The organism is Heliomicrobium undosum (genome assembly GCF_009877425.1).
Classification (GTDB): domain Bacteria; phylum Bacillota; class Desulfitobacteriia; order Heliobacteriales; family Heliobacteriaceae; genus Heliomicrobium; species Heliomicrobium undosum.
Genome location: NZ_WXEY01000001.1, coordinates 57410 through 82154, shown reverse-complemented (window position 1 = coordinate 82154; position 24745 = coordinate 57410). Strand labels below are relative to the sequence as shown.

General features: G+C 59.5%; 24 protein-coding genes. 21 read left to right on the top strand and 3 right to left on the bottom strand.

What is annotated here, in order from left to right:
* The first annotated feature begins 83 nt into the window (after window positions 1-83).
* From trpS to ytfJ, 8 genes are all read left to right on the top strand, one after another.
* Complete coding sequence (trpS, locus tag GTO91_RS00375; RefSeq protein ID WP_407929506.1) at window positions 84-1085, top strand: tryptophan--tRNA ligase; 1002 nt, start codon at window positions 84-86, stop codon at window positions 1083-1085.
* A gap of 6 nt (window positions 1086-1091) precedes the next feature.
* Window positions 1092-1835, top strand: coding sequence for a segregation and condensation protein A (locus tag GTO91_RS00370; protein WP_161253150.1), 744 nt, complete (start codon window positions 1092-1094; stop codon window positions 1833-1835).
* An 80-nt stretch (window positions 1836-1915) separates the two neighbouring features.
* Window positions 1916-2491 carry an SMC-Scp complex subunit ScpB gene (gene scpB, locus GTO91_RS00365; protein WP_235918856.1) on the top strand — a complete coding sequence of 192 codons (576 nt, stop codon included), beginning with the start codon at window positions 1916-1918 and terminating at the stop codon, window positions 2489-2491.
* 5 nt (window positions 2492-2496) lie between these two features.
* Entirely contained in the window at window positions 2497-3363 is an 867-nt protein-coding gene (locus GTO91_RS00360; RefSeq protein ID WP_161253146.1) for an alpha/beta fold hydrolase, read from the top strand.
* 260 nt (window positions 3364-3623) lie between these two features.
* On the top strand, window positions 3624-4487 hold the full coding sequence (locus GTO91_RS00355; protein WP_161253143.1) for a bifunctional 5,10-methylenetetrahydrofolate dehydrogenase/5,10-methenyltetrahydrofolate cyclohydrolase: 864 nt from the start codon (window positions 3624-3626) through the stop codon (window positions 4485-4487).
* On the top strand, window positions 4480-5115 hold the full coding sequence (locus GTO91_RS00350) for a cyclodeaminase/cyclohydrolase family protein (protein WP_161253140.1): 636 nt from the start codon (window positions 4480-4482) through the stop codon (window positions 5113-5115). Before GTO91_RS00355 ends, GTO91_RS00350 begins: the two co-directional genes overlap by 8 nt.
* A gap of 83 nt (window positions 5116-5198) precedes the next feature.
* Window positions 5199-6038, top strand: a complete 840-nt coding sequence (locus tag GTO91_RS00345; protein ID WP_161253137.1) for a DUF2953 domain-containing protein — start codon at window positions 5199-5201, stop codon at window positions 6036-6038.
* A gap of 243 nt (window positions 6039-6281) precedes the next feature.
* A complete protein-coding gene (gene ytfJ / locus GTO91_RS00340; protein ID WP_161254042.1) occupies window positions 6282-6725 on the top strand; it encodes a GerW family sporulation protein in 444 nt (147 codons plus the stop codon).
* 116 nt (window positions 6726-6841) lie between these two features.
* On the opposite strand, the gene GTO91_RS00335 is transcribed toward ytfJ, so the two are convergent.
* Window positions 6842-9274, bottom strand: a complete 2433-nt coding sequence (locus GTO91_RS00335; RefSeq protein WP_161253134.1) for a transglycosylase domain-containing protein — start codon at window positions 9272-9274, stop codon at window positions 6842-6844.
* Window positions 9275-9480: 206 nt separating this feature from the next.
* On the opposite strand from GTO91_RS00335, the gene GTO91_RS00330 reads away from it, so the two are divergent.
* The 13 genes from GTO91_RS00330 (at window position 9481) to GTO91_RS00270 (ending at window position 22444) form a co-directional block, all read left to right on the top strand.
* Window positions 9481-10068, top strand: a complete 588-nt coding sequence (locus tag GTO91_RS00330; protein ID WP_170294032.1) for a nucleoside recognition domain-containing protein — start codon at window positions 9481-9483, stop codon at window positions 10066-10068.
* 2 nt (window positions 10069-10070) lie between these two features.
* Window positions 10071-10607 carry a spore maturation protein gene (locus GTO91_RS00325; RefSeq protein ID WP_161253128.1) on the top strand — a complete coding sequence of 179 codons (537 nt, stop codon included), beginning with the start codon at window positions 10071-10073 and terminating at the stop codon, window positions 10605-10607.
* 203 nt (window positions 10608-10810) lie between these two features.
* Window positions 10811-11062, top strand: coding sequence for a hypothetical protein (locus GTO91_RS00320; protein WP_161253125.1), 252 nt, complete (start codon window positions 10811-10813; stop codon window positions 11060-11062).
* A gap of 190 nt (window positions 11063-11252) precedes the next feature.
* Entirely contained in the window at window positions 11253-12443 is a 1191-nt protein-coding gene (locus GTO91_RS00315) for a pseudouridine synthase (protein WP_161253122.1), read from the top strand.
* Entirely contained in the window at window positions 12331-12927 is a 597-nt protein-coding gene (cobO, locus tag GTO91_RS00310) for a cob(I)yrinic acid a,c-diamide adenosyltransferase (protein WP_328793697.1), read from the top strand. Before GTO91_RS00315 ends, cobO begins: the two co-directional genes overlap by 113 nt.
* Window positions 12917-13993, top strand: coding sequence for a nicotinate-nucleotide--dimethylbenzimidazole phosphoribosyltransferase (cobT, locus tag GTO91_RS00305; RefSeq protein ID WP_161253116.1), 1077 nt, complete (start codon window positions 12917-12919; stop codon window positions 13991-13993). Before cobO ends, cobT begins: the two co-directional genes overlap by 11 nt.
* A gap of 93 nt (window positions 13994-14086) precedes the next feature.
* Entirely contained in the window at window positions 14087-14551 is a 465-nt protein-coding gene (locus tag GTO91_RS00300; protein WP_161253113.1) for a hypothetical protein, read from the top strand.
* A 30-nt stretch (window positions 14552-14581) separates the two neighbouring features.
* Window positions 14582-15874, top strand: a complete 1293-nt coding sequence (locus GTO91_RS00295) for a BaiN/RdsA family NAD(P)/FAD-dependent oxidoreductase (RefSeq protein ID WP_161254039.1) — start codon at window positions 14582-14584, stop codon at window positions 15872-15874.
* A gap of 44 nt (window positions 15875-15918) precedes the next feature.
* Entirely contained in the window at window positions 15919-16338 is a 420-nt protein-coding gene (locus GTO91_RS00290; RefSeq protein WP_161253110.1) for a HutP family protein, read from the top strand.
* Window positions 16339-16365: 27 nt separating this feature from the next.
* Window positions 16366-16737 (top strand): chorismate mutase, encoded by a 372-nt coding sequence (aroH, locus tag GTO91_RS00285; RefSeq protein ID WP_161253108.1) that lies wholly within the window; start codon window positions 16366-16368, stop codon window positions 16735-16737.
* Between the two features lie 259 nt (window positions 16738-16996).
* The gene (locus tag GTO91_RS00280) at window positions 16997-19099 is read left to right on the top strand and encodes an ATP-binding protein (protein WP_161253105.1); all 2103 of its coding nucleotides are present in this window, start codon (window positions 16997-16999) and stop codon (window positions 19097-19099) included.
* A 128-nt stretch (window positions 19100-19227) separates the two neighbouring features.
* Entirely contained in the window at window positions 19228-20292 is a 1065-nt protein-coding gene (locus GTO91_RS00275) for a cobalamin B12-binding domain-containing protein (RefSeq protein WP_161253102.1), read from the top strand.
* Window positions 20293-20332: 40 nt separating this feature from the next.
* Window positions 20333-22444, top strand: a complete 2112-nt coding sequence (locus tag GTO91_RS00270) for a PAS domain-containing hybrid sensor histidine kinase/response regulator (protein WP_161253099.1) — start codon at window positions 20333-20335, stop codon at window positions 22442-22444.
* A gap of 43 nt (window positions 22445-22487) precedes the next feature.
* Here GTO91_RS00270 and GTO91_RS00265 read toward each other — a convergent pair whose 3' ends face one another.
* On the bottom strand, window positions 22488-23699 hold the full coding sequence (locus tag GTO91_RS00265) for a glycosyl hydrolase family 18 protein (protein ID WP_161253096.1): 1212 nt from the start codon (window positions 23697-23699) through the stop codon (window positions 22488-22490).
* A gap of 189 nt (window positions 23700-23888) precedes the next feature.
* Window positions 23889-24695, bottom strand: a complete 807-nt coding sequence (locus tag GTO91_RS00260) for a DUF2935 domain-containing protein (protein ID WP_161253094.1) — start codon at window positions 24693-24695, stop codon at window positions 23889-23891.
* Between the last annotated feature and the right edge of the window lie 50 nt (window positions 24696-24745).

The window sequence follows — 24745 nt, the reverse complement described above, 5'->3', positions numbered from 1 at the left end:
AAATCGTATTTTGGGGAAATCGTATTCTTGGAAATGATATTCTTATGGAAGCGGTTGCTTTTATACAGGAAGGAGTCTTCACATTGAAAAAGGGAAAGATCTTCAGCGGCATGCGCCCGACGGGCCAACTGCACATCGGACACCTGAGCGTGATCGAAAACTGGATCCGGTTGCAGGACGAGTATGACTGTGTCTTTGGCGTCGTCGACTGGCACGCCCTGACCACATCCTTTGACGATGTCCAGGCGTTGCAGCGGCGCATCCGCGATATCGCCCTTGACTGGCTGTCGGCCGGTCTCGATCCTGAGAAGAGCCCCATCATGGTCCAATCCCAGGTAAAGGAACATGCCGAACTGCACCTGCTCTTTTCCATGATGACCCCCTTGAGTTGGCTGGAGCGGGTCCCCACCTACAAGGACCAGATCCAGCAGTTCGGCGCCCAGGGCAAAGACATCAGCATGTACGGCTTCCTGGGTTATCCCTTGCTCCAGGCGGCTGACATCCTCATCTACAAGGCCACCCATGTGCCGGTGGGCCAGGATCAGATCCCCCATATCGAGTTGAGCCGCGAGGTGGCCCGCCGTTTCAACCACCTCTACCAGACGGAGGTCTTCCCGGAACCGCAGGTTCTCCTCTCCGAGGTGCCCCTGCTGCCCGGGATCGACAACCGCAAGATGAGCAAGTCCTATGGCAACGACATCTCCTTGTCGGCTTCCCCCGAGGAGATCAAGGAAAAGGTCCGCCTGATGGTCACCGACCCGGGCCGGGTGCGCAAGACCGACCTGGGCAACCCGGACGTCTGTGTCGTCCACACCTACCACAAGATCTACAACGATGTGGAGGTCTGTGACATCGGCGACCAGTGCCGCAAGGCTGGTATCGGCTGTGTGGCCTGCAAGCAGCGGCTGGCGGCCAAACTGGAAGCCGTCCTCGGCCCCATCCGGGAGCGGCGCGCCGACCTATTGGCCAAGCCTGGCCGCGTCGATGAAATCCTGGCCGAAGGTTGCCTCCAGGCCCGGGCCAAGGCGGCCGATACGATGGAACAGGTCCGAGAGGCCATGGGTGTCCTTGGGGTCATGGACTGACCGGCCATGGCATACCGGGTCAGCCTGCCCGTTTTTGAGGGTCCCTTTGACCTGCTCGTCCACCTGATTGAGAAAAACCAGGTCAACATCTATGACATCCCCATCGCGCAGATCGCCGCCGAGTACCTGGCCTACCTGCAGCAGATGGACGAGCTCGACCTGGAAACGGCCAGCGCCTTTTTGCTCATGGCGGCCCAACTGCTGGCGATCAAGGCGCGCATGCTCCTGCCCAAACCGCCCAAGGCCGAGGTGGAGGCGGAAGGGGATGAGGGCGAGGATCCGCGCCGGGAACTGGTCGACCGATTGATCGAGTACCGCCGCTATAAGGCGGTGGCGGAACTGCTCAAGGAGCGGGAGGTGGACCGGAACCGCGTCTACAGCCGCGTCGTCGACCCGGCCACCTTGGCCCACCTCTTTGGTGAGGAGAACCCGCTGGAAGGGGTGATGATCGGCGACCTGCTGGCAGCCTTGCGTAAGGTCTTGAGCCGCCAGGACAAGGAAGACCCTGTCGCCGACATCCCCCGCGAAGAGGTCTCCGTGCAGGCGCGGATGCAGGAACTGCTCGCGTCAATGGCCCAATTGCCGCCCCAGGCGCCGATCGCTTTTTCTACCCTCTTTGCGGGGCGCTGGCGCCCGGCGGAGATCATCGTCACCTTCCTAGCCATGCTGGAACTGGTGCGACTGAAAAAAGTGCGCGTGCTCCAACGGGAGGCGCTCGACGAGATTTACTTGATGGCGTCGGTGTTGTAGATACCGGCGCCAATGGAAATAGCCGGCGGGGATGATTTTGCCGTCAAACCGTATACGCAACGGCTCGTGGAGGGATTTCGTTGACTGCCATCTTTCCCAATTCGATGAGCCGCGTGATCGAGGCGCTCCTGTTTGTCTCCAGCGACCCCCTGTCCATTGAGACGATTGCCGAAGCGACAGGTTTTGCCGCCGAAGAGGTGCGGGAACTGCTCGCCGGGCTCAAAGCCGAGTACGATGGCCAGGAGCGGGGGTGGCAGTTGGAAGAGGTGGCCGGCGGGTTTCGCCTGTCCACCCGGGCCGAGTTCGCCCCCTACATCGAACGGCTGCTCCGGACGCCCCAGCAGGGTCTCTCCAACGCCGCCCTGGAGACGCTCTCCATCATCGCCTACCACCAGCCTGTCACCCGCGCGGAGATCGAGCAGATTCGGGGCGTCAAAGCCGACCGCTCCCTGGCGACGCTGCTGGGCAAGGGGCTGATCCAGGAGGTGGGGCGGAAAGAGGCTCTGGGCCGGCCCATCCTCTATGGCACGACGGACAGCTTTCTTCGCCACTTCGGTCTGCGCAGCCTGGCCGATCTGCCCAAACTGGAGGAGGTATTCCTTCAGGAGGAACTGCCCTTGACGGGACGGGGCGAACATCACAATCCGGAGGGATAACGCCGATGCAGCCTGAACGCCGAGAAGTGACGCTGCCTGGGATTCACCTCTCCTACCTGGAATGGAAGGGAAAGGGGACCGAACCGCTCCTGCTGCTGCACGGTCTGGGCGACCACGCCCTGATCTGGACGCCGCTGGCGGAACGGCTTGCCGACCGTTTCCACATCATAGCGCCCGACATGCGCGGCCACGGCGAGAGCGACAAGCCCGGCAGCGGATATACCTTTCGTGAAGTCATTGCCGACATGGAAAACCTGATGGATCACTTGGGTTGGCCAGACGCCCACATCCTGGGACACTCCTGGACGGGCAAGTTGGCGCCCATCTGGGCGCGCGATCACAAAGCGCGCTTTCGGAGCATGATCCTCGTCGACCCGATCTTCATCGTCAAGATGCCGGCGGTGATGAAGCTCTCCTTTCCCATCCTCTTCCGGGTCCTTGACAGCTTGAAAGGAATGGGACCCTTCGGAAGTTACGCCGAAGCGGAAACCCTGGCCAAAAGCCTTCGCCAGTACCAGGGGTGGAGCGATCACCAGCAAAGGGTCTTTCGGGAAGGGCTGGAGCAAAAACCAGATGGCCGCTGGGGCAGCAAATTTGTCGTGCCGGCGCGCAACCAGATCTTCGACGATGTGATGCGCGTCGCCGGCCTGATCGAGCCGATTAATGTGCCCACCCTGTTCGTGCAGCCTGAAAAAGGCGTCAACCGCGCTGATTTTCAGATGAAACCCTACATAACCTACCTCAAGAACCTAGAGGTCCGTCGCATCGCCGGCAACCACTGGCCCATGCTAGTGGAACCGGAAGTCTTCAACCGGACTGTCGAGGAGTTTCTGATGAAGCGACTGGCGCAGAAGAAATCCCGGGAAAAGTAGGGGTGGATGGGCCTGCGAGCGGTTTGGGCGGAGCGGCGAGAGCGAGCACAGGCTGCTGAGCGGTAAGGGCGCCATGGTTTACATGCAGAAAAGCCCAGAGGTTTGGCGCCCAGCGAAGCAGCCAAGCGAGCCCGCCGCGCAGCCCTTAGCGAGCAGGCCCATCCACCCCCGAATATTCGCGAATGATTGCTAGGAACTACAAAGTAAAGCACCGCAACGTCACGGACGACTTGCGGTACTTAAGAGGGAGGTGGGCGCCAATGACGGCCCAATACATCGACGGCAAGGCCATCGCCGCCCAACTGCGGGCGGAAATCAAAGCAGAGGTCGCCGGCCTCCGTGAACAGGGGATCGCGCCCAAACTGGCCGTCATCCTGGCCGGAGACGATCCGGCGTCAGTGGTCTACGCCCGCTCCAAAGAAAAAGCGGCGGCCAACCTGGGCATCGCCTTTGAACTGTTCACACTGCCCGGCGACACGGCCGAGGCTGATCTCTTGGCCTTGATTGAAAGGCTGAACGCCGACGCCGCCGTTCACGGAATCATGGTCGAACTTCCCCTGCCCAAGCAGATCGCCAAAGAGAAGGTGATGGAGGCCATCCACCCCCTCAAGGATGTGGACGGCGTCCACCCCCTCAACCGGGGCTATCTTATGTCTGGGCAGCCCGGACTCGTGCCGGCGACGCCGATGAGTTGCGTCGAACTGTTGGAGCGTTCCGGCATTGAATTGGCCGGCAAGCGCGTTGTCATCATCGGCCGAGGCGAGACGGTCGGCAAACCGCTCTTTTTCCTGCTCCTTCGCCGCAACGCCACCGTCACCGTCTGCCACACTCGCACAAAAGACCTGGCCGCTGAGGCGCGCCGCGCCGAGATCGTCATCGCCGCTGCCGGCAAAGCCGGCCTGGTCACCGGGGAGATGATCGCGCCCGGCGCGGTCGTCATCGACGCCGGGATCAACGAGGGCGAGGACGGGAACATTGTCGGTGATGTGAAGACGGCAGAAGCGGCGGAAAAGGCGTCTCTGATCTCGCCGGTGCCCGGCGGCGTCGGCGCCTGCACCACGGCGCTGCTTTTCCGCAACGTCCTGCTCGGGTTGAAACTGCAAGGGGGAATGGCCCATGAGTGACATCTTTGAGCGGCCGCTGCGGGAGGTCATTGCCGAGGCTGCGTCGGCAGCGCCCACACCGGGCGGCGGTTCTGTCTCGGCCATCACCGGCGCCTTTGGCGCGGCCATGGCGGCCATGGTGGCCAACCTGACCGTAGGGAAGGAAAAATACCGGGATGTGGAACCCCAGGCGCGGGAGCAACTGCGGCGGCTGGAAGGGATCACCGCACGGTTGGAAGCGCTCGTCCAGGCCGACATGGATGCCTTCGAGGCCTTCATGGCCGTCTACAAACTGCCCAAAGACACGGAGGAACAAAAAGCCGCCCGGGCCAAGGCGCGTCAGGCAGCGGCGATCCAGGCCACCGAGGCGCCCCTGGCCATCGGCGACGCCTGTATCGAGGCTTTAGAGGCGGCTGTGGCGTTGGCGGCCATCGGCAACAAGACGGCCATCTCCGATGTGGGTGTCGGCGCCTACCTGGCCGAAGCCTCCCTGAAGGGGGCGCTGCTCAGCGTCGACATCAACCTCCCCGCCATCGACGACGCTGCGTATGTGGACAAGGCCAAAGGGCGGCGGGACCGGCTGATCGCCGAGGCCGAGCGCCTGCGCGCGCAGGCCGTCGGTATCGTCGGCAAACGGATTCAGGGGTAGGATAAGTTAATTTCACCAGAGAATGGAATATTCTAGTGAGCTTGGTGGGATGCTATTCTTCCGAATGGGAGGGTGGCGGCTCCATGACCAAGCTGTTGTTTTGGACCCTCATGGGCGGCGCTTTTGTCGTTCTCATGGGGGTCCTTATTGCATATCTGCCCTTTACCATGCAGATCCGTTACCGCAGGAACGGCGAAGACGATGACTTTGTCGTCAAATGGATCTTGTTTGGAATTCCCCTGAATTTGATTACTCTGCCGATGGCGGGCTTGAAATCAAAGAAGACGCCGCCAACCATTCTGTTCCGCGTGAAAAAGCTGCATCAACGCAACGCTCACAAACAAGAGAAACGAGTCGATCAATTCCTGGGTATTTTTACGTCCGCTTGGCCGCGATTGAAACGGGTTCTTCAGATTGTTCGCCTAGAAAAACGCAACTTTAGGCTTCGCCATTTACGGTGGGAGACACGCATCGGCGGAGGGGACGCTTTGGACACGGCCCTCCTGGCGAGCGGCCTGTGGTCCATAAAATACATGCTGGCGGCATGGCTGGAGCGGTTTGCCGACAACGTGGACGGCCGGCCGAAGGTAAAGGTTGTTCCCCTTTACGGAAGCAAAAGGTTGGACGTCCATTTCGATTGCACGTTCACCATCCGGCCCGGTCACATCATCGTCGTCGGCTTATGGAATGCCGGTTACTTTCCAGGGAACATGCCGAAAGTTTTTTCCAAAGCAGGAACGAAAAAAAGGAAGCCCTCCCCAGCAGAGGCGCCTGCTGTCAATCGTGAGGATCGGCAGAGGGAGGATCAACGTCAATACAGCCCCATCAGTGTTCGAGTTTCTCAACCGGTTGCCAATCGCCTAAATAGAAGAGAGAGAAAGTTGAAAATCAGAGAAAATGCAAAGAAGAAAGGGAGTAAATAAGAAATATCTCCGATGCTGTCTCTGAAAAAGGATAATTAATAACTGAGGTGATTCGAAAAAAAGTTGAGACTAGATTTTGGGAGAAAGTATTTTGTATATTTATTTAGCGTCGTACTGTAATTTTTTGTTGTTCGACTGTAACGAATTGAGAAAAAGTCAAGAAAAACAGATTAAATAAAAGAGCGTATAACCGTAACTTGGAATAGCCATAATAGCCCTAGCAATGAAATAGGGGGATGAAACATAGTGAACCACCCCATTGAAGCATTGATGAGAACCGCCATGCAGAGCATCAAGGAAATGGTCGATGTAAACACCGTCGTTGGAGACGCCGTAGAAGCGCCGGACGGCAGCCTGATCATCCCCGTATCGCGCGTCGCCTGCGGTTTTGCCGTCGGCGGCTCCGAGTTCGCTGAGCCGAAGGGACCGGAAATTCCTGACGCGGAGGCGGTGCTTCCCTTCGGCGGCGGCAGCGGCGCCGGCGTCTCGGTGCAACCGGTCGGTTTTCTGGTCGTCCATAATGGAACCGTTCGCCTGTTGCCTGTTGACGGCAATGCGGTGATGGACCGGTTGATCGACCTCGCCCCTCAGGTGTTGGACCGCATCCGGGACATTGTGAGCGATAAAGACGAAGAAAAAGAAGTGCCGATCACCGTCTGTGATGAGGCCGAGGAAAAGGCCCACTGACTAGGCGCGTCGCCTGCTGGTTTGCCGCCGGTGGCTCCGAGTTCACAGAGTGGAAGGAATCGCACAAAAGAGCGGCTACCCGAATGATCGGGTCAGCCGCTTTTTTGTGCCAGTGCCTATTCAAAGAGGACCCAATGTTCCTCTGGCGGATCGATGTGGCGCTCCTGGGGCGCCGGCCTTGACGCCGGTGGTTCTTTGACGGTGTGCCCCAGTGGAGGGCGCTTCGCGGATTCAGATGATGCCGGCCCTCCTAGCGGAGATGTTCCGGGTACGGGACTCTGTGGCGTCGGCGTTCCCGAAGTTTGTGACGACGGGGAGGCAGGCGATGGCGGTGGAGTGTCGGAATGTGGGGAATCAGCGGTTTCTCCCGAAGACGGAGCGGGCGACTGCGGCGACTGCGGCAACCCCGGCGGTGTGAACCACCGCGCCGATGCATCAGGCCTCTGTGAGGCTTGGCCCGGCGGCATCGACCCGTCAACCGAAGGAATCGGAGATGGCGCGCCCCCGGTGCCGTTTTCCGCGATCTCTCCTTCATTTTCACCAGGGCGAACCCACGGGTCTACATCCTTCGGACCCACATAACGGGCACTCCGGTGCGCCTGATACCCCTCCGGCCTGGCAAACGCTTCTACAGGATAATCGTGAAGGGACGTGTTCAGCACTTCCCGGAACATCTGTGCCGGGTAAGACCCGCCGTAGACCTGCTTCAGGTAATGCTGTCCGTCGGTGCGGTCATAGCCCATCCAGACGGCGCAGGTCACCTCCGGGGTATAACCGACAAACCAGGCGTCCTTGTTGCCCTTGACGTTCTTAAACTCCGGCAGGGGCGGCAGTTCCGTCGTCCCCGTTTTACCGGCAACAGGGCGGCGCATCTGCGCCCGGTAACCGGTGCCGGACTGGACGGCGGTGATCAGCATGTCTGTCACCCGGTAGGCGGCAACGGGCGACAGCACTTCTTCCTGCTTCGGCTCAATCAGCTTTTCATTTCCCAAGGCGTCAACGACGCGCACCACGGCGTGGGGCTCCACATAAACGCCGCCGTTGGCCAAGGCTGAATAGGCGCCTGCCATATGCAGGGGCGCCACCCCTTGGGTCATCCCGCCGAGGGCGAGAGAAAGGTAACGGTCATTTTCAGTGAGGGGGAGGCCGACCCGCTTGGAGATTTCCACGCCTTGATTGGCACCTACCGTTTTCAACAGGTATACGGCCGGGATGTTGACCGAGTAGGCCAGCGCCTCACGGATCGTGATGGCGCCCCGGAACTTGCCGTCATAGTTGGTCGGCGCGTAGCCGTTAAAGTCCATCGGCCCGTCATAGACGATATCCTCCGGGATGAGGCCGTTTTCCATAGCGGGGGCGAAGACCATGATCGGCTTGATGGCAGACCCCGGCTGGCGGCGCAGTTGAGTCGCCCGGTTGAAACTCCGGCGGCCGTCATAGCCGCGGCCTCCGCCGACGGCGAGGATGTCGCCGTTCTTGTGATCGACGACGACCATGGCGGCCTGAACCGGTTGATCGGCAGGTCCTGGCGGATAGAGGGAGTCATCATTGATCACCTCTTCGACGCGCCGCTGGACTGCCGGATGAAGCGATGTATAAATCTTCAAACCGCCGCGAAAGACCTGATCCTCCGTATAGCCGTGGCGGGCGCAAAGCTCAGAAACGACGTGGTCAATGAAGGCGGCGAACTGGCGGTTTTGGGTAAAGCCGTGCAGTTGCTGGGGGAGGGGCGCTTTTTTGGCCTGCTCTATCTCTGATTCGCTGGCGAAGCCGTTTCTGGCCATGATGGAGAGGATCGTGTTCCGCCGGTCTAGGGTCGCCTCCGGATTGGTGATGGGCGAGTAATAGCTGGGGGCCCGGGGCATGGAGGCCAGCAGGGCGGCTTCGGTCAGGGTCAAATCGGAGGCGTTTTTGCCAAAGTAGGTCTGGGCCGCCGCCTGCACCCCATAGGCGCCGTTGCCAAAATAGATGCGGTTGAGGTACATTTCCAAGATCTGCTCTTTGCTGAAGCGCGATTCGATTTGAAAGGCCAGAAAAGCCTCCTGCACCTTCCGCTTGATCGTCTTGTCGGTGTTGAGAAAGGTGTTTTTGACCAGTTGCTGGGTGATCGTGCTCGCGCCCTGGGAGAAGCGCCCATCCTGAAAGTTGGTCACCATCGCCCGCGCGATAGCCCGGAAGTCGACGCCTTGGTGGTCGTAGAAGCGGAGATCCTCGGCGGCCACGATGGCGTTTTTCATGGTCGGCGGGATTCCGTCCAAGGTGATGGGGATCCGGTTTTGTTCGCCATGCAGGGCGGTGATCACGGCGCCTTCCCGATCATAAATGAAGGAAGTGGCTGCCAGCGAACCGAGGGTGGAGGCGTTCAGTTCGGGCCGGTCATGAAGATAGTAGAAGACAAGGCCGAAGAGGCTGACGAAGAAAAGGAAGAAAAAGCCCAGGGTCACTTGAAGGAGCCGTTTTCTTAAGGAACGGAGAGGACGGGGCGGGGGGCTTCCGGAGGGCGGGTTTTCATCGCTCCAAGACGGATCGGGCGTGGACCTCGGGTCCATAGGGACACCTCCCGCTTTCAGTCTTCGCGCTTTCCTTCGAAACCGTCATAGGACCTCTATGATTTGGAAATTTACTGTAATATATTAACATAAATAGAAAACAAAATCCATTTTAATTCTCCAACTCATAAAGCCCTTTCAACCGCCGCCGCTGGTTCTAGCCTGTCCCTTCCGGTCATAGTTTGTACCGTCGAGGGGGTATAGGGATGAATGCCATCTGGCTCTTTTTTCTATTAGGTGGTATCGGGATCGCCGCCGCGCGGGGTGATGTGCAGAAAGTCACCGACGGGGCCTTAAAAGGGGCGGAGATGGCCGTCGAGGTCGCCCTGGGGCTGATCGGCGCCATGGCACTCTGGCTGGGCATCATGCGCATCGCCCAGGAAGCCGGGTTGATCGATCTGGTGGCCCGGATCGCCCGGCCATTTTTGATCCGGCTCTTTCCGTCGATTCCGCCGAACCATCCGGCGCTCGGCCACATCCTCATGAACCTGAGCGCCAACGTGCTCGGTCTCGGCAGCGCGGCCACACCCTTCGGCATGAAAGCCATGCAGGCCATGCAGGAGTTGAATCGAAACCGGCCCGAGGCGTCGGAGGCGATGTGCACCTTTTTGGCGCTCAACACCTCCTGCATCACCTTGATACCGGCCACGATCATCAGCGTGCGTGTGGCTGCCGGCTCGGCGAATCCTACGGAAATCGTCGGTCCAACCATCTTAGCGACGATGGTCGGCATGACGGTGGCGGTCACGGCGGATCAGTTGTTGCGCAGCTATTATCGGCGACGGGGGGGCTGACTATGCCCGCAGCGATCCTGGACACCTTGTCCCAATGGACCGTTCCGGCGCTTTTTGCCGTCGTGCTCGTGGCGGGAGCGTTGCGCGGCATCAAGGTCTATGACGCCTTTGTGGCTGGGGCCGAGGAGGGCTTTTCCATCGCCGTCAAATTGATCCCCTACCTGGTGGCCATGCTGATGGCCATCGGCATCTTCCGCGAGACCGGCGCCATGGACATGCTGATGGCTCTGTTGCATCCGGTTACATCCTTCCTGGGGATCCCCGGCGAAATCCTTCCCCTGGCGGTGATGCGTCCCCTCTCGGGAAGCGGCGCCCTGGGCGTCGCCACCGAATTGATCCAGACTTATGGCGCCGATTCCTTCATCGGTCGATTGGCGTCGACCATGCAGGGGACGACTGACACGACCTTCTTTGTCTTGACCATTTATTTTGGCGCCGTCGGTGTGCGCCGGTACAAATACAGCCTGTACACCGGCCTGTTGGCAGATGTGACTAGTTTTTTAGCTTCTGTCTACTTTTGTAGAATTTTCTTTAAATGATTTGCAAAGTTGTTCAAAAAGTGCTTTCCCTCACAAAACGATTATGGTATGATTACAACCAGAAAAGAGTTGCGCGTCTATTCTGAAAAAAAGAAATTCGTAGAAAAATGGCACCGGTTTGTGGTATTTTTTTTCAGGAAAACAGGAATCCTCTACCTTGAAAAGCTTATTGTTCTAAAAATTGGAAGGAAGGTGCGCGAGTCATGCCCACGTCCCCGTTCTTTCAAGCCGGAGATCGCGTCATTACCTACAATGCTCAGCCGGGGACCGTCGTTGATGTCATCACCGACGACGACAATACGAAAATCCTGTTGATCAAAATTGACAACATGCCTGGGGAATATGCCTACGAATGTACGGAAGTCACCCATGCCCAATCGACAGGCAACTACAAAGCCACCAAATCGGATCCTCTGATGGATTTCAACATCAAGATGAGACGTCACTACGCCTGAGCGGAACGTGTACACCTTTTCCGGGCGCCCGGTCATATTCGGGAGATAATCTTTGCGAAATGCGATGGGTGATGAAAGGGGCCTGCTGTGGTGCGGGCCTTTTTTGTATGCCCCGATGGTGTTTTCATGGTATAGTGTGGGCAGACAGGAAAAACTAAGCCGGAATCGGATCCGGGAAATGAGGGCGTCTATGGACAGTCAAACCGTTCGTTTGCAAAAACTGCTGGCGGCGCACGGTGTCGCTTCTCGCCGAGAAGCGGAAGCGATGATCCGGGCAGGTAGGGTGCGCATCAACGGGACCGTCGTGCGGGAGCAGGGGGTTCGCGTCGACGAAGCCCAGGATGTGATCGAGGTGGACGGTCGCGCCCTGGAACGGCGCGAAGCGCCCGTCTACTACGCCTTGTACAAGCCGAGGGGGGTCGTGACCACCTGCAAGGATCCCCAGGGGCGGCAGACGGTGATCGGCCTTCTTCCCGGCGTCAACGAGCGGGTGTATCCCGTGGGCCGGCTTGATCAGGATACGGAAGGGCTTTTGTTGTTGACTAACGACGGTCAGTTGGCCTTCCGGCTCACCCATCCCCGTTTCGGTGTCGAGAAGACCTACCGCGCGCGCCTGCGCGATGATGTGAGCGATGGGGCGCTGAAGGCGCTGGCGGAAGGCATTAAGCTGGAAGACGGGGTGACGGCGCCGGCCGAGGTCCGGTTGCTCCGCCGGGAAGGGGGCGCCACCTGGATCGAGATCAAGATCCATGAGGGTCGCAAGCGCCAGATCCGCCGGATGGGCGACGCCATCGGTCATCCGGTCATCGATCTGGAACGGATCTCTTTTGGACCGATCACCCTGGGCAAATTGAAGCCCGGCGAAGTCCGCCCGCTGACCCCGGCCGAACTCCGGGCGTTGAAGTCGGCGGCGGGGATGAAAGAAGCGACCGCCCCTGGCAGGGACGAGCGCAGGCAGACGGCTAGGCCAGCCAAGACGGCTACGATGGCAAAAGCTGCCTCCGCTCACCGGGATCAAAAAGGGGCAGTAAAAAGAACAGAAACAGGATTAGACAAGAGATCAGTTAAGGGACCGGCAAAAGGAGCGGCAAAGGGACCCATAAAGGGAACTGCAACGGCTCCTGCAAAGGGACCCATAAAGGGAACTGCAACGGCTCCTGCAAAGGGACCCATAAACGGACCTGCCAAGGGACCCGCCAAGGACAATGTTAAGGGCACTGCCAAAGGTCCAAAGGGTTTTCGGGAAGCAAACAACGGAGGCGATGGACGTGGCAAGAGCGCGTCTGGAAAAAGGTTTGATTCAGGTGTACACGGGAAATTCCAAGGGAAAAACGACAGCGGCCCTCGGTCTCGCCCTGCGGGCCCTCGGTCACGGGTTTAAGGTCTATATCATCCAATTCATGAAAGGCAGTTCCTATTATGGGGAACTATTTTCCTTGCAACGGCTCTCTCCCGATATTCAACTGGCCCAGTACGGCCGCAACTGTCCCCATGACCCGATGATCCGGCAGGGGGAGATGCAGTGCGTCGGCTGCGGCGGTTGTTTTGTGCGCAAGGGAGCGGCGACTGAACAGGACCGGTTGATGGCTGATCGCGCCATGGAACGGGCGCGGGCGGTAATCACCGGCGGCGAATACGATATCGTCATCCTGGACGAACTGTCCAATGCCCTCTGGTTTGAACTGGTCACCCTGGAAGCGGCGCTGGACCTGCTCGCGGCAAAACCGGACCATGTGGAAGTGGTCATTACCGGACGGAACACGCCGCCGGAGATCCTGGAGAAAGCCCATCTGGTGACAGAGATGCGCGAGATCAAGCATCCCTACCAGATCGGGGTGCCGAGCCGCCGGGGCATTGAATACTAATCCCATCGGTCCCCTGGACCGCAGCGCCATGGCCGCCGCGCGATCCCGCTGGGACGGGCTGATCAAGCCGCCTCACGGGCTGGGCTCATTAGAGGAGTTCGTCATCCACCTGGCCGGGATCACCGGCAATCCGGCGCCGAGTCTGCAGCGCCGGCGGGCGCTGGTGATGGTGGCCGAACATGGGGTGGCCGAGGCGGGCGTGAGCGCCTACCCGCCCGGCATGACCCGGGAGATCGTCAAGGCCTTTTTGGAGGAGAAGTCGGGGACGGCTGTGTTGGGCCGGGAGACGGGCACGGAGGTTCACCTCGTCGACGTGGGCCTCAAAGACGACTGCGGACCCGGCTGCCGGCTCTTCTCCATGCCCGGCCTCGGTCGGGACAGGCCGGTGACATCGCTGCGCTGTCGCAAGATCGCCCCTGGAACGGACAACTTTCTCCACGGACGGGCGCTGTCGCGGGATCAGGTCTACCAGGCCTTGCAGACCGGCTCTTCTCTCGTCCGCGAGGCGGTCCGGGACGGGATGCAAGGGCTGGCGCTCGGGGAAATCGGCATCGGAAATACGACCGCTTGCAGCGCCATCACGGCGGCGTTGCTGGAACTGCCGCCGGCAGAGGTGGTGGGGCGGGGTTCAGGCCTTTCGCCGGACAGCATGGAAAAGAAAAAAGCCGTCATCGAACAGGCGCTGGCGCTGCACCGCCCGCCGGCGCATGATGTCATTGAGGTGCTCTCCATGGTGGGCGGCCTGGAGATCGCCGCCCTGTCCGGCGCCATCTTGGAGGCGGCGCGTTGCCGGACGCCGGCGGTGCTTGACGGCTTTGTCACCTGCACCGCCGCCTTGTGCGCCCACCGCCTCGATCCGGCCATCGGCGATTACCTGCTGCTCAGCCATCGTTCGAAAGAGAGGGGGCAGCAGAAGATCGTCGAACACCTTGGCCTCCAACCGCTGTTAGCCTTTGACCTGCAATACGGGGAAGGGGTTGGTGCTGTTCTCGCTCTCCACCAGGCTTACCTCGCCACCTGCGTCTTGCGTGATATGGGGATGTGGCCGAAAAAAGAGGGTTTTTAGCCCTATATCTCGAATTATGGAAAAATAGGAAAAGACGTGGTTGGAGTGGTGGCTGTATGGTCGCTGGACTGACTGTAGTGTGGAGTGACAACAGTGCTTAACGGAATCAGCGGGGACGAATGGCGCCGTCCGGCCTTACGGGCGCGGGTGCGCCTCGACTTTCACACGCCCATTCGCAAAAACAGGCTTTTTTTCGGGACCCCGGATGTAGATAAAGAGGCCGAGGCGATCCGTGAGCAGCAGGTGGCATTGCTGCGCAACGTGCCCATCCAGGGAATCACCGTCGAGGATATCGATATGGCCATCGATATCTATATCCTGCTCGATGAGGACACAGGCAGGGAGATCGCCTTTGCGCCTGTCATTGTGACCATCGGCGCCGACACACTCGAGGATCTGTTGCGGTTTACTTTGCGCGACGAATTTCGCAAGATTGAAATGCTTGAACCGGAACAGGTTTTTCTCCACCGTTTTGAATTGGAGCGGTTCGTCTACCGGATCAATGAGGACCAGCGGCAGTTCAGGCAGGCGCTGGAACGGCGACTGACGGCGCGCTGAACACAGATTCAATAGGAGGCTGCGACGACACTGGATACGGCAAGGATCATCGTCATCGGAGGGGGGGCCGCCGGGCTGACGGCGGCCATCATGGGGGCCAGAGCAGGGGCGCCCCTTTTGCTTTTGGAGAAGAACGACCGGCTCGGGAAAAAATTGCTCATCACCGGCAAGGGCCGCTGCAATGTGACCAACGACACCGACACCGACGGGATCATCGCCAACCTGCCGGGCAACGGCCGGTTCCTCTACAGCGCCCTGCGGGCCTTCGACGCCAGGCAGACGATGCGCTTTTTCGAGGAAGAACTGGGACTTCCATTAAAAGTGGAGCGGGGCAACCGCGTGTTTCCGCAGAGCGACCGGGCCGCCGACGTGGTCGACGCCATGGTCCGCGAGTTGAAGCGGCTGAAGGTGGAGGTGCTGACCGGGCGGACAGTGACATCCATTGAACGGGACGCCGGCGGCGCCATCCGGGGCGTCCGCACGAGCGACGGCCAATTCCATCCAGGCGCCGCCGTCATCGTGGCGACCGGGGGGAGCACCTACCCCGGCACAGGCAGCAGCGGTGACGGTTTCCGTTTTGCCGGCGAACTGGGCCATACCGTTACCACCCTGCGGCCCTCACTCGTGCCCTTGGTGTCTGCCGATCCCTGGGTCAAGGACCTGCAGGGGCTGACGCTGAAAAACGTGCGGGTAACCCTCCAGGACAAGGCCGGTAAAAAGCTGGGCGAGGAGTTCGGTGAGATGATCTTCACCCATTTCGGCGTCTCCGGTCCGGTCATCCTCAGCCTCAGCAAGCACGCCACGAACTACTGGGAAAAAAGCGGCGCCCCGGAGAAACACCCGCTCCACGTCAAGATCAACCTGAAACCGGCTCTGACGCCGGAGCAGTTGGACGCGCGGATCCAGCGCGATTTCGCCCAGTTTCAGCGCAAGCAGTTCAAAAACGCTCTGGGCGATCTGCTGCCCAAGTCGTTGATCCCCATCGTCATCACCTTGTCAGGCATCTCAGAGGACAAGTTTGTCCATCAGATCACCAAGGCGGAGCGGCGCAACCTCTTGGAGACGCTGACGGCGCTCACTGTCACTGCGACGGGCCACCGGCCCATGAGCGAGGCCATCGTCACCGCCGGCGGCGTCGACATCCGTGAGATCGATCCGAAAACGATGGCCAGCAAGCAGGCCCCCGGCCTCTTCTTTGCCGGCGAGGTGGTTGATGTGGATGGCTACACCGGCGGTTTCAATCTGCAAGCGGCCTGGTCGATGGGCTATGCGGCCGGACGGGCGGCTGCCAAGCTTGTCAAGGCCCCGCCGGGAGGGCTATAATGGGCATACCCGGTGTCAAGCCGGGGAGAATGGGAGGACGGTCCATGGGAGGCAATCCGGGAAGCAAACGCGTCGCAGCAGCCGCCTTGCGACTGGCCATGAGCGAGAGCCGTGAAGACGAGCATCAACTGCGCCGCCTCTATGCCGAAGAGGGGATCCGGACAGCGGCTGTCGATTACGGCGGCGAGTTCATTCCGGCGGTGAAGAAGATCATCGAGCGGGCGGTCGTGGCGGCCAAGCGGGAAGGGGTCATCCGGGAGAGCCACCCGGAAGAGGGCGCCGTCGCCGGCGCCACCCACGAGGCGTTGACTCAGATCCTGCCGAAGGCCGTGGGGCTGAACATCGGCGGCAAGGTGGGGATTGCCCGGTTCCATGATCACATCAGTGTGGCCGTCTTTTTCGGCATAGGCCTGCTCCATCTCGATGAGGTGGCCGTCGGCATGGGCCACCGGGCGGCATTGTAGGACAGCAGTATGGTAGGGGGGATAGACATGACGGTCAATTATGTGCGCGGCATACGCGGCGCCGTCACTGTCGAGGAGAACACGAAGGAAGCGATCCAGCAGGCCACTAAGGAACTGCTGCGAGAGATCGTCGAGGCCAACGGGTTGCGGCTCGAAGACATCGCCTCGGCCATCTTTACGGCGACGCCGGACCTGAACGCCGATTTTCCGGCCTATGCGGCCCGGGAGGCGGGATGGCACCAGGTGCCGCTCATGTGCATGAGCGAGATCAACGTGCCCGAAGCGCTGGCCCGCTGTGTGCGGGTGTTGATACATGTCAACACGCCGAAGGGACAAGAGGATATGGTCCATGTCTACCTGGGCGGCGCCGTACGACTGCGGCCCGACCTGAACCGGTGAACATAAGGCCCAAGCTTCTCCACCGATCCTCGCTGAAGGCATCCAATACAATAAGGTGTATAACGCGGCCGCCCCTTTTTTGTGGGGCGGCTTTTTCTCGCATTTTTCCGTGAAGATTTGAAACAAACCGATGTTCGAAAAAGGGATCGCCCCTCTTTTTATAGAATGTTATTATTATGTTTTATCAGGATTTGTTCTAACTTGAACGCAAACCCATACCTCTCGTGTGAGCGGAAGTAAACAGTCGGAGGGCCCTGTGATGAGCCAAATGGTTGGGATGACGGACCAAGCGGCCTGTGATCGCCACGGTGATGACGTCCAGGAATCGCCTGCCCTGAAATCGGCAATCCCTGACGGCAGCGTTTGCGGACGCAGGGATTTTGAAGCGGCGCTCAAGGACAGTGAGGAGCGCTACAGTCTGGTGATTTCAGGCGCCAATGACGGGATCTGGGACTGGGACTTGCGGACGAACCGCGTCTTTTACTCCCTTCGTTGGAAGGAGATGCTCGGGTACGGACCGGATGAGATCGGCGATCAGATCGAGGACTGGAAACGCTTGCTTCACCCGGAGGACGCCGAATGGGTGAAGGGCGTTCTCAAGAGCTATCTGGCCCGGCATATGCCGACCTTCGAGATCGAATACCGCCTCTCCTGCCGGGACGGGAGATACCGCTGGATCCTCACGCGCGGGCAGGCGATCTGGGATGACGAGGGCAAGGCTGTTCGCATGGCCGGTTCCAATACAGATGTGACGGAACGCAAACGGGTGGAACTGGAACTTCAAGAAGCAAAAGAAGCGGCCGAAGCGGCCAGCCGGGCGAAAAGCGAATTTTTGGCCACCATCAGCCATGAGATTCGGACGCCGATCAACGGCATCCTCGGGATGACAGAATTGTTGCTCAATACGCCCTTGTCTGCCGAGCAGCGGGAGTTTGCCGCCACGGCCAGCGATTCCGCCTATCAACTGTTGCACATCATCAACGATGTCCTTGACTTCTCGAAGATGGAAGCCGGCAAATTGCGCCTGGAGCCTGCCGATTTCGAGATTCGAACGCTCGTGGAGGATATGGCGAAAACCTTTGAAGCCAAAGTCCGGGAGAAAGGGCTCGAACTGCAGGTTGTCTGGAAAAATGCGGTGGAGGGACTGCGGCGGGGCGATCCCCTTCGCCTGCGGCAGGTGCTTTTCAATTTGCTCGATAACGCCGTCAAGTTTACGGAAAAAGGAAGCGTGATACTGACCATCGGCTGTGAGCGAGGCGATGAAGGCGAGACGGTGATTCGCTTCGACGTCGCCGATACGGGCATCGGCATTTCGGCGGAGGCCCAGGCTTGCCTGTTCAGTCCTTTTACCCAGGCCGACAGTTCCACGACGCGCAGGTATGGCGGAACGGGGCTGGGACTGGCCATCACCAAACGGCTGATCGACTTGATGCATGGGCAGATCGGGGTAACCAGTGAAGTGGGAAAAGGCTCAGCCTTCTGGGTTTCCCTTCCCCTGGAACGCAGCCCCGCGCAGGCTGCGAACCCCACAGGTTCAGTTTACGAAAAAGAGGAAGGAGAAGGTGACGTGCCTGAAGTTGCGCCGCTTGTCCAAGAATCCGGTGCGGATCCGATGATCCTCCTTGCCGAAGACAACCCCGTCAACCAGAAACTCGTCTTGTTGCAGTTGAAAAAGTTGGGCTTGCAAGCCCATGCCGTCATGAACGGCCGGGATGCGGTGGAAGCGGCGCGGAGCGGCCGCTACTCACTGATCCTGATGGATTGCCAGATGCCGGTGATGGATGGTTATGAGGCCACCCAGACCATCCGTTCCTACGAGGGGAAGCAGGGCGCGCATACACCGATCATCGCCATGACGGCCTATGCCATGCAGGGCGACAAGGAGCGCTGCCTCCAGGCGGGGATGGACGATTACCTGAGCAAACCTTTTGTCATCCAGGCCTTGCGCCAGGTGCTTGAACGCTGGCTTCCCGCCGACCCCGGCATAGGGGGCGCCTGCGACACAGACGTCATCGACTGCGGTGTATTGGACAGCCTCCGGGAATTGCAGGAAGAGGACGAACCGGACATCGTCGCCGAGGTGATCGAGATCTTTTTACGCGACACGCCGCCGAAGATCGAGGCGCTGCGAGAAGCGGTCCGCCAGCGGGACGCGCGGGCGATGGCCAACCTGGCCCACAGCCTCAAGTCCAGCAGCGCCGGCATCGGCGCCAATGCGTTGTCGGCCTGCAGCAAGGAGTTGGAGATCATGGGGCGGCAAGGTTGCCTCGATTCGGCGCCGGTCAAGGCGGAGCAGGTGGCCCGCGAGTTCGAACGAACCCAAAAGGCCCTTCGGCACCTTGTGGGTCATCACCCGGGATAAGCGGTTTTTTTCTTTATATGCAGGAATCGACAATCCTGTATGGAATATTGTCCTAATGGATACAAGTGCGCAGCTTCGTGAGTTTCCCTGACAGAAGATACTTTGACGACAGGAAGAGAGGGAAGGCCATGAGCGATCAGTACAGCCAGATCAGTAAAATATTTGAAGACAAACTGCCGCAGTTGTCGGAGGCGATCCTGGTGCGCCAATCGGTGGCGCCAACGGAACTGACGGAGAAATTTAACGACATCGGGCGCTTGCGCGCCCTGCAGGACATCCGGGCGCAACTGTCCTTCCTCTCCGAGGCGGTGGCGACGAAAAGCCCGTCTCTGTTTACGGATTATGTCTCCTGGGTGAAGGTCCTTCTGTCTGGCCGTGGCATCCCTGTCACCGACCTGGCAAAGAACTTATCCTTTACCAAGGACGTTCTCCGCGAGATGCTGCCCGTCGATGTGGGCGACATCGTCTCTGAATACCTCGATCTGAGCATCAACGGTCTCGATGAGTCGCCGGCCGATCCGCCGACCTATTTTACGCCAGATGCGCCCTTGAGCGATCTGGCGCGGCAGTACCTGGACACGCTGCTGCAAGGGGAACGGCACGCCGCCGCGCGGTTGATCTTGGACGCCGTTCAATCGGGCGTTTCTGTGCGGGACATCTATCTCTTCGTCTTTCAGCGCAGCCAGTACGAGATCGGCCGCCTCTGGCAGATGAACCGGATCAATGTAGCGCAGGAGCACTACTGCTCCGCGGCCACCCAGATGATCATGGCCCAGTTGTATCCCTTCATTTTTTCTGGTCCCTCTAAAAACCGCCGGCTCGTGGCCACCTGTGTGAGCGGCGAACTTCATGAGATCGGGATCCGAATGGTGTCGGACTTTTTGGAGATGGACGGTTGGGACACCTACTACCTTGGGGCGAGCACGCCGGCGGCCAACGTGGTCCAGGCCTTGCGCGATAACAACGCCCAGGTGCTCGCCGTGTCGGCGACGATGACCTTCCATGTGCGGATCGTCGAGGACCTGATCCGGGTGGTCCGCGCCGCCAAGGATGTCGGCAACGTGAAGATCATGGTCGGCGGCTATCCCTTCAATATTGAAAAAGATTTGTGGCGGCAGGTCGGCGCCGACGCCTATGCGACGGACGCGCTGGATGCGGTGGATGTGGCAAACCGGCTAGTGACAGGCGAGTGATGACGGAGGCCCCCCTCGCCAAAAAAGGAGTGTTCTCCCTATGAGCGCAGTGGAGAATGGCAACGGAATCACGCTGCTCTGTGATTGGCAGGGCATGATCATGCGCGTGAACAGCAACAGGCTGGGATTCTCTGCGCGGATCCGGGCGGGTCAGCCCTTTCCCGGCATTGTCGACCGGAGTTGCACCGACAAGGCCCTCAACTTCTTGGCTGCTCTGCGCAAACAGGGTTCCGTCTTCAACTGGGAACTGAACGTTCCCTTGGGCGATCAGGTGCTCGGCCTCTACTTTGCCGGCTGCGCCTCTGAGGGAAAGATGCTCATCGCCGGGGCGAGGACCCGGTCCACCATGGCGCGCCTCTATGAGGAGATGGTCGACAGCGGCAGCCAGGCGCCGGCTTTGCGGTCGACGCTGAAGGACCTGGCCGCCCAGACGGGCACTCAGGCCGACTGGGACAGTGAACTCTATGAAGAGGTGACACGCCTCAACAACGAGTTGGTGAACCTGCAGCGTGTCCTCGTCAAGAAATTGGAAAAGAGCGAGGAACGTTACCGGCTCTTGGCCGAATACGCCTCTGACCTGATCTCCCGCCATACGACGGAGAACATCATCCTTTACGCGTCGCCGGCGAGCCGCTCCCTTCTGGGTTATGAGCCGGAAGAAATCCTCGGCCGTTCGGGATACGAATTTCTGCACCCCGAAGACATGGACCGGGTAGGCGACAACCTCCGTGAAGCCATGGCCCGCCTGGAGCCGCGCCTGTTCCAATACCGCATGCGGCGCAAGGAGGGGCGGTATGTCTGGTTTGAGTCGACCGTCCGGCCTGTGCAGAACATGGAAACGGGGAAGGTACAGGAGGTCATCTTCGTCACCCGTGACATGACGGAGCGGAAGCGGGCCGAAGAGGAACTGCACACGGCCAAGGAGCGGGCCGAAACGGCAGACCGGGCCAAGAGCGCCTTTTTAGCGACGGTGAGCCATGAGATCCGCACGCCCCTGCACGGGATCATCGGCATGATCGACCTGCTTCTCGACACCTCCTTGACGGAGGAACAGTCCGACTACGGGCGCACTATCGGCGAGCTTTCGCGGCTGTTGTCGTCGATCATCAATGACATCCTCGATTTCTCCAAGATGGAAGCCGGCCGGATCGAGTTGGAGGCTGTCGACTACGAACTCCGCACCGTGGTCAACGATGTGGTCAACCTCTTGCGCGTTCGTTCGGAGCAGAAAAACCTCGACGTTACCTGTGACATTGACGGAGAGATCCCCCGTTTCTTGCGGGGCGATCCCATTCGTTTGCGGCAGGTCTTGATCAACCTCGGCGGCAACGCCGTCAAGTTTACGGAAAAAGGGAAGGTGGCCCTGCGGATCACCATGGCTTCCCAACTGGGGCAAAGCGATCCCATGAACGGCGCCGCCCGCTTTCTTCGCTTTGAGATTCACGACACGGGCATCGGCATCACCGATGAGGTGGCGCCCCGCCTCTTTCAACCCTTCTCCCAGGCCGACATGTCGACGGCGCGCCGGTACGGGGGAACCGGTTTGGGGCTGGCCATTTCCAAGCGGCTCGTCGAGTTGATGGGCGGCGAGATCGGTTTTCAGAGCATCCCCGGGCTAGGAACGACCTTCTGGTTTACAGCGCCGCTGTTGGAATCACCCTCTCAGGCCGCTGAGGACAGCCGCGTCCAGGAAAATGTCGATTTGCTCTTGCCTGATCTGCCGGAAAAACGGATCCTGCTGGTGGAAGACAACCCTGTCAACCAGAAGTTGGCCTCCATCCAGTTGAAAAAGTTCGGCCTCCGCCTGCTTGCCGTCTCCAATGGCCGCGAGGCTGTCGAGGCCATCCGGCGCGAGAAATACAGCCTGATCCTCATGGACTGCCAGATGCCGGAGATGGATGGTTTCGAGGCTACCCGGGAGATCCGGCGGATCGAGGCGGAACAGGGCGGTCATGTCCCCATCGTGGCCATGACGGCCCGGGCGATGCGCGGCGACCGGGAGGAGTGCCTGGCCTGCGGCATGGACGATTATATCAGCAAACCGATCCGCACGGCTGATCTGCATAGGATTTTGAATCACTGGATTTTCACGATCGATACGGAGAAGGGGGAAACGCCTGATACCGGCATCGATCCAGGCGCCAAGGCGTAAAAGAGGCTCCCATCCGCAAAAGACGGAAGGGGGCCTTTTTGATTTACTTTAGTTTGGCGTTGACGACATCCCAGAAGCTCTGATCCTCGAAGCCGAGGCGCCAGATGCCGATGCCGCCGAGGCCGTACTGGTTGACAAGGTCCAGTTTGTACCCCGTAGACTGCGGGTTTTCATACCACACCGTATGGCTGCGACCATAGCTGTCGGTGTAGTTGAACCAGGGCGATTTGGAGACGTCGTCCCATTTGGGCGTCACACCGTACTGGCTGAGCAGTTTGGGTACGGTGAGGTAGTTTACTGTCTTCGTGCTGGTTCCATACCAGTCATAGCCGTAGGTGGCGATGCCGAGGAGGATCTTTTCTTTGGGCATTGTCGACATGGTGTACTGGACGGCCTTGGTCACATAGCCGATGGAGGCGACCGGGCCGGGGGTCCCGCCGGGGTAGTGCTCGTCATAGGTCATGATCTGCACGTAGTCGGCGTACTGGCCGATGGCGTTGAAGTCGAAGGCGCCTCCCCAGTTGGAGGTGGTGTCATTGTAGGTCTTGCCGATGACGGAGAGGATGACCGTATAACCCATGGGGCCGAGGGCTTCCTTCACTTCTTTGACGAACTGGGTGTAGTTGGCGCGGTCGGCCGGGTTGATGTACTCAATGTCGATGTTCACACCGGCGTATCCGTTGGCCGGCAGGATCGTCTTCAACTGGTTGATCACGTTCTGGCGGTTCGCCGGGCTACCGAGCAGGGAAGAGGCGATGCTTTGGTTGAAACCGCCGTTGGTGTAGTTGTGGATCAGGGCGTAGGTTTTGAGGCCTTTGGACTTGGCCAGGGTGAGCCCGTCGGTGGGAACAGTGCCGGTCAGGTTGCCCTGCCCGTCCACCAGATAGGTAAAGGTGGAGATGGCGTTCATGGAACTGCCGTAGTTGACGAGGGAGTTGTAGGCGGTCTTGTCGCCCACATAGTCGACGGGGTAGTAGCCGAGGATGACCTTGCTGGGCGGAGGCGCCGGAGTGATTACCGGTTCGGTAGCAGCCGGTTGGGTTGTAGTGGGTTCCGTTGTAGTAGGTTCTGTCGTAGTGGGTTCGGTCGTAACCGGTTCAGTCGGAGCGGGTTCGGTTGGGGTAGTTGGGCTGGTAACGGTCGTTTTCTTCGGTGCGCCGGGTGTAGTCTCTTTTTTCGCCGCCAAGGCCAGACCGGGAAGCAGCAGGGACAGGATCAGGAGCAGTGGCACGATGAAGCGCAATTTTTTTTGCATGACCTGTGCAACTCCTTTTCTGTGTTGTTTGTTTCGTTGCTTGTCCCCAAGACCAATGTAACATAGGGTAGAATTTTCATATATAAGACCATAGTCCTGAAATGCTTTTAAAAAATAAGAAAAAACCGTCCTGTAGCGGTCGGTTTTTCCGTAGATGTGCAAGCAAATGTTTTAGGATGCCTTTTTAGATTATTCCTCTCTTGGCGCCGTAGGGTCGCAGTTGGGGCGCGGGATCCGGGAGGCCATCGATAGTTTGATCAGGTAGTAGCACTCTTCCCGGGCCATGTGATCAGGAACCAGGGGGAGCACGAAACCGAGGACCTCCTTCGTCCTCCGTGTCGCCTCCACTTCCTGCAAGAATGCTGTGAAGGCGTTGATCTCCTGCTGTACCTGCCGGTTGAAGTAGTCGAGGGAGGGGAAATCGCGCAGCCCTGTGCGCATGAAGCCGGCCAGGGCGACCGCTTTTTTGTAGAGCATGTCGAAGCGGGTTTCGTAAATCATGCTCGAGTCGATCAAGGGTTTTTCCACCGGGTCGAGTCCGGCGGCGATCATGGCGGCGTGTCCGGAGGCGTCGGACAGCCAGAGCAGGTGCAAATGGGGCAGCGAAAGGGGCGGGCACTGGCCAGCCAAGAGGAAGCGGAGGATGCGCAAGTAGTCTTCCACCTCGTTGACCATGTGGTTGAAGAGGGTCGGCGGGAGATTGATCTTGATCGGTTCGGTAAGGTGGCGGCGGATCAGGTGCAACTTGAAGGCGCGGATCTCCTGGGCTTCTCGTTGCGCTCGCTGATTGAGTTCCTGCAGGTCCGTTTCCGGTCCCGCCTGCCGGGCCGCTTGCAACAGCCGGTCAAATTCCATGATAAAGTGACGAGCCCGCTGGATCTCTTGCGTCTCGTCAGGGGCGAGACCCGTATAGATGAAACGGGCATGGTCCCCCAGGATCTGCAGCCAGAAACGGTGCTCGAAGAGCGCCGTTTCTATGTAACTGGCGCCATCCAAATGGATTCCCTCCTTTGCTTGACCGGTCGCTGATGGGAAGCGCCCCACAG